The 5,886-nt window shown below is 45.7% G+C and carries 5 protein-coding genes and 1 pseudogene; 2 read left to right on the top strand and 4 right to left on the bottom strand.

The genetic code is table 11. The features are described 5' to 3' along the window. Positions 1 to 539, bottom strand: a 539-nt coding sequence (locus AC1DSE_RS28680) for a LysR family transcriptional regulator (protein ID WP_477528589.1), incomplete at its 3' end; no start/stop codon positions are given. A 119-nt stretch (positions 540 to 658) separates the two neighbouring features. On the opposite strand from AC1DSE_RS28680, the gene AC1DSE_RS28685 reads away from it, so the two are divergent. Continuing rightward, entirely contained in the window at positions 659 to 1,741 is a 1,083-nt protein-coding gene (locus AC1DSE_RS28685) for a branched-chain amino acid aminotransferase (protein ID WP_144376722.1), read from the top strand. 53 nt (positions 1,742 to 1,794) lie between these two features. On the opposite strand, the gene AC1DSE_RS28690 is transcribed toward AC1DSE_RS28685, so the two are convergent. From AC1DSE_RS28690 to AC1DSE_RS28700, 3 genes and pseudogenes are all read right to left on the bottom strand, one after another. After that, on the bottom strand, positions 1,795 to 2,196 hold the full coding sequence (locus AC1DSE_RS28690) for a VOC family protein (protein WP_477509861.1): 402 nt from the start codon (positions 2,194 to 2,196) through the stop codon (positions 1,795 to 1,797). A 132-nt stretch (positions 2,197 to 2,328) separates the two neighbouring features. Continuing rightward, complete coding sequence (locus tag AC1DSE_RS28695; RefSeq protein ID WP_477509862.1) at positions 2,329 to 2,859, bottom strand: chloramphenicol phosphotransferase CPT family protein; 531 nt, start codon at positions 2,857 to 2,859, stop codon at positions 2,329 to 2,331. 30 nt (positions 2,860 to 2,889) lie between these two features. Continuing rightward, positions 2,890 to 3,445, bottom strand: a pseudogene (locus AC1DSE_RS28700) (ATP-binding cassette domain-containing protein); the annotation flags it as partial. 153 nt (positions 3,446 to 3,598) lie between these two features. Between AC1DSE_RS28700 and AC1DSE_RS28705 the strand changes: the two are divergent. Next, the coding region (locus AC1DSE_RS28705) for a sugar-binding protein (RefSeq protein WP_477528590.1) at positions 3,599 to 5,886 on the top strand (2,288 nt) is incomplete at its 3' end.

A 5,886-nucleotide genomic window follows, 5' to 3' on the forward strand; every position in this document is an offset into this window, starting at 1 on the left:
GCATATTCCGTCCATGAGCTTGGAATAACGGCAACAAACGGATCTGATGGCAGCGGCATAATGGAGTATTGCTGCGGATGCTTCTGTGCCTCAAACGGCAGCCGAGCGATAACTAAATCAATGGCCCGCTTCTCCAGCTGTTCACCAAGATAGAAGTGATCGCCCTCCGATATTTTAAACGTAACTTGAGGATATTTTTCTCTGAACAGCTCAATATTTTTGGGCAATAAGGAAATGCAGGAAACAACGGACCCGATCGACAGGACGCCGCGAACCCCCTCCTCCATCCCCTTTACCTCTCTGAGGGATTCATCAAATTGCAAGAGCAGCGACTCCGCCTTCTTCTTGAGCAGCTCTCCTGAATCGGTCAAAATCAACCCTTTGCCGTTTCGCTCAAACAGCTTGACGCCAAGCTCCTCTTCCATTTGCTTCAATTGCCTGCTAAGAGGCGGCTGTTCCATATTAAGCAGCTTTGCAGCGCGCGTAACCTGTCCCTCTTGTGCTATAGTTAAGAAGTATTTAAGCTGCCGCATGTCCAATTCGATCACTCCGTCCGTTCATACCCTAAAGGTATGGACATTCAATAAAATAGATATTTTAAATATATCGCATGAAGTGATAGCATTCAATTAACGATCAATAAAGGGAGATGGGCCATTTGCTACAATCATTGGAAATCGAGTTAACCAAAAACAAGAAACAACAACCAGAAGTGGACCAGCTTGGGTTCGGCAATCATTTTACGGACCATATGTTTATTATGGATTATTCGACGGACAACGGCTGGCACAAGCCGCGTATTCTGCCTTACCAACCGATCGTATTAGACCCCGCAGCTAAAGTGTTTCATTATGGACAAACGATCTTTGAAGGCTTGAAAGCGTATAAAACCGACGATGGTCGCGTATTGCTGTTCAGACCTCAAAAAAACATACAACGAATGAATCGCTCTAACGAGCGTCTCAGCGTTCCTGAGCTCGATATCGATTCAACGATTGAAGCTTTAAAGCAGCTTATTTCAGTTGATAAGGACTGGATTCCAACAGCACCTAGCACGTCGCTTTATATTCGTCCATTCGTCATAGCGACTCAACCTCAGCTTGGTGTAGCACCGTCTACAGAGTATAAATTCATCATCATTATGTCGCCGGTAGGCGCTTACTACACAGAAGGCGTGAACCCGGTAAAAATCTTCGTCGAATCCGAGTACGTTCGATCCGTAAAGGGCGGCGTGGGCGAAGCGAAAACGGCCGGCAACTACGCTGCTGGTCTCAAAGCACAGGAGCTTGCTAAAGAGAAAGGTTATTCTCAGGTGCTATGGCTCGATGGCGTACATCGCAAATATATTGAAGAAGTCGGCAGTATGAACGTCTTCTTCAAAATCAACGGTGTTGTTCATACACCTGCACTAAACGGCAGTATTCTCGATGGGGTGACTCGCAATTCCATCATTCATATGCTCCGTCATTGGAATATTGAAGTTGTCGAGCGTCCGATTACGATCGAAGAGCTGTATGAGGCTGGGCGCAGCGGCGCATTAGAGGAAGCTTTCGGAACAGGTACAGCTGCTGTTATTTCTCCTATTGGAGAACTGAACTGGCAGGATGATGTTCTCGTCATCAATGGAGGCCAGACAGGCGAAATCTCCAAGAAGCTTTACGATACGCTAACGGGCATTCAAATGGGCAAAATTGCAGATCCATTTGACTGGATGGTAGAGGCTACTCCTGTTAACGTCTAGCTTATTTTAATAAAAGGCTGCCGAATCCATTGATCGGCAGCCTTTTTACTATTTTAGTTGCCTGGGTTGCCATCTGTTCCGCCAAATGCAAAGTGGTAGCCATCCGGATCCTCGATGACGAACTCTTTCCATGGTCCTCCGTCTGCATAAATGATTGGTTCCACGGAAATGATAACATTTTTACTGCGGAACTCCTCGTACAGCGCATCCAATTGTGCCCATGTTTCTGTATAAACCTGTACATCCACGGCATAACCGCCGCCAGCTGGACGCTGATTCGGCCTTACATCCGAAGGGGCGGCCGCTTGAAATAGCTTGAGTGCTACGCCATGCAAGCCGCCGCGCTCTGCCCACCAATCGGTTACATTAAAACCAAGCGAATCGCGATAAAAGTTTTGAGACTTTGCTAAATCGGATACCATTAATACGGTAAGAGAGCTAAGTTGATTAGACATTTTCGCTTCTACTCCTTTGATAGCATCGTAATCCATACTTTTATTCGCTTATTTGTTTATATTTCCTTTTTTCCTTGAAGAAAATGAAGCTGGATCAAAAGGGCAAAACCATTCATTTCATGGATACGCCATCTAGGAAACACTAACATTTCTTTTAACTAGATTCTTAAATACCGAGTATTTCTGATTCGACTTAATAAAACTTAATATCTTTTCGGCACATTCTATTGGATTCATCTCTTCCGTATCTACTTCGAGGTCATATTCATCAATGCTATATGCTTTGCTGAACTGTGAAGCTGCTAGTCCAATATTTCTATCTCCTCTTGCTTGCTCTCTTCTTATGAGTTCTTCTTTCGAGCATATTACACCTATAAATAATGTAGGCTGATTGGAAAATATATCAAGACACTCATTAAACCTCTTGTCATTCTCGATTACAGTATCTACTATTACATTCAAACCCATTTCTGAAAACAATTCAATTGTCGAATAGTACATTGAGACTAAGGGATCAAACATTATTTGTGCGATAACTTGCTCATCTACTTCTCTTGTAGGTTCAATATCTGAAAATTTATTATTAAAAAAATCTTTGATAAAATCATCAATTGATAAATGATAAAAAAGAATCTCTTTCTGATTTATCAGTTCATTAACCAATACTTTTGCAAGTACAAAATCTGTATCTTATAAAGCCAATTCTATTTTCGTTTCAACTGATTTTTTCTTTTGTTCAGTTTCTAAATAGTCTCTATCTAAATGACTAGCATAAATCATCTTTCTAAATTTTTGTATACTCATTTTTCGAATCGTCTTATCGTCAATGATTAAAACATAATCCATACCATTTACCACAAAATAGAAATCATGAGAATCGCACCTTTATGGTCTTCAATGGCTTTCTCCAGTGCTATTTGTGTATAGGTGTCTAAATGACTTGTCGGTTCATCAAGAAGCAATACGTTTGCTTTACTGGCAGAAACTTTAGCCAATTGAAGCATATTTTTTTCCGCCAGATAAAGATTCTATCTTTTGATTAACAATTTCTCCTTCAACCTTCAAAGCAATACTTTGAAATATATGATCTAATCTCTTCATAAGTTTTACACCCAGCATCGATGAATTCTTCTAGTATTGTATTAGAATCCTTTAGCATTTCGCCTTGAATATGAGATAAGTAAGCCACTTTAACATCAGCATTTATTTGAATTGAATCCTGATTATTTTCAAAGATTTCTCGGATCAATCGTTTCCATAGATTCTATATTTTGACAGGTTGAAAACCTGGTAAATATACCACATCATATAGTTGGGCGTTTGTCAAATTGACAATGTGTCCGAATACGATGCGGGTAAGCCGTGGGCGCACCGGATCGAAAAATAAGGAGGATTTTCATTTATGCAAAAACGATTTAGCAGAATGCTCGCGTACCTCTGTTGCTTGGTAATGGTGACGTCGCTAATGCCTACCAGCTATGCCGCCGACACTGACAACATCGAGAACGCAGAAGCGAATGAAACGCCGACCGCCATTTTCGGAACTCCCGAACTCGGGTCAGACGACCCACTGTGGGCCCTGACAATGGAGCATCACATCAACAAAAGCACTGTGCCCGGCGACTCCAGACCCCATGCCACGGGCACAGCCAGAATCCTTTGGGACCACAACTACCTGTATGCCCGCGTAGTTGTGGAGGACAGCAATCTATATCAGGGAGCCGGCGGAGATCACCAGTACGACAGCCTGGAGTTTTATGTCGGTACCGGAACCGGAGGCGCAAACCAATGGCGCGTCAGCGCGACGGGCGTGTTTTCAGGGCAGGCCGCTCCGGGCAGAGCTGCGTGGACCCAGACCACGGAAAAAGGATATATCGTGGAGATGAGAATACCCAAAAGAACCTTGACCTTGGAGGAGGGCATGCTTACCTTTGAGGTTTATATCAATAACTCGACGGAAAAGGGCGGTGACCGCTATGAAGTCGTTTCCTGTTTCGGAGATCCGGACGCGGCTTATACCAGCGCTGCTTCATTTACAAACAGCCTGGAGCTCTCTTTAGCCAATGAAGTGGACACCAGATTCTCAATCACCGCCACGGCGGGATCGGGCGGCCGAATAACGTCGAACCCACCCGGCGATGTTCTGAGAATAGATAGGGGCTCAAACAAAGAATTAACGTTTACCCCCGATTACGGCAAAATTGTGGATACCGTAACGGTAGACGGCGAGGCCGCGACTCTATCCGCTGGCACTTATACCTTTTTAAATGTTAACGCTGACCATACAATTCACGTGACATTCAAAAACGATCCGGACGCGGAGCTGCTTCCCTTTATCGTATGGAATGACAACTTCGCCAGTGGCGAGTACACGACGGCTGTCATCATTGACTTAGGCGAGGGGAAGGCGGCGTTAGGCTCCGAGCTTAATCCGGGCTTGTTTACCTTGTCGGCTAGGAACACGACCCTGAACGGTGACTCGGTGACCTTTGAAGGGACGCGCAAAATCACAAGGGTATACGCCAATGTCAAACCGAAGGTGCGCGGCTATCTGGGGACGGTAAGCAATTCACCGGATTATCAGGCCGGACTGGCAAGCGGCCGTTACATCGTAGTTGAGTCTGAGTTTTATTCAGCGAGCGGCGGCAATATAACGCTGGATGGCAGCAGTAACTCGACAAAGCAGGTTTACAACATCGTCCAAAACGGCGAGATCGTACTGACAGAAGGGAGTCCGCTTCGCAACGTGGTTTTTGAACAGGAAAAAGTTGTGAATCCGATCCTTGACAAGTTTACAACACCCACGGGCAATTCGGTCAATCGCGCGCTCTACCTTCACAAGGATGAAAACGGTGAAGTGTTGCAAGGATTGCCGCTGTATGTCTATACCCACGGCATGGGACGTGGCGGCACAGTCGCTACGACAGACCAAAAAGCGGCCATGAAATCCGCCAACGGTGCGGTCGCTCTGATGAAGAAAATGGAAGAAAACCCCGGCAAATACGCCAGCCATATACTGAATATTTCCTATAATGGCACGTCTACTCCCTCCACAGTCAATGTTAAGAAGGTTATAGACGACCTGGTTGCTAGCGGCGCAGCAGACTCTAATCGTATATATGCGGCGGGCTTCTCATGGGGTGGCCAGTATACGAACAACTTAGTTAACGCCTACCCCGGCTTCTTCGCGGCCGCCGCACCTATGTCCCCTGTAAGCGGCTCACCGAACGCCAACGCCAACGACGTTCACACCAACCTGGCCTATTGGATGTTTATAAATGCTCATAACGTTGGAATATACCAGACTAACCTCACTAGCTTCATAAACACCAATATGCCGAAAATGATCAACGCGAGGGCTTCGCGCTTTGAGAGCAATGAGGCTCTTACGTGGCCCTACAATCAATTTGATCAGCCGAATCAGAGGCCGAATCAGGCCAACACACCTGTCCTGGCTGATTATGTAGCGCACGAAGTTGAAGCGGCGGTTCTTTACAACCAGATAACTACGGGGACTTGGAGCATAGCTCCCACGGCGCAGTCCTCTAACTTGTCGGCTTGGAACAATGACTACACAGACGTCTTTGATTGGATGTTTGCGCAGAGAAAAACGGACGTGCCCGGTGCTCCGGGCGGCTTCAAGGCGACGGCGGGCGACGGACAGGTCACATTGAGCTGGACTGCTCCGGC

Source organism: Paenibacillus sp. 01L418 (assembly GCF_056400045.1).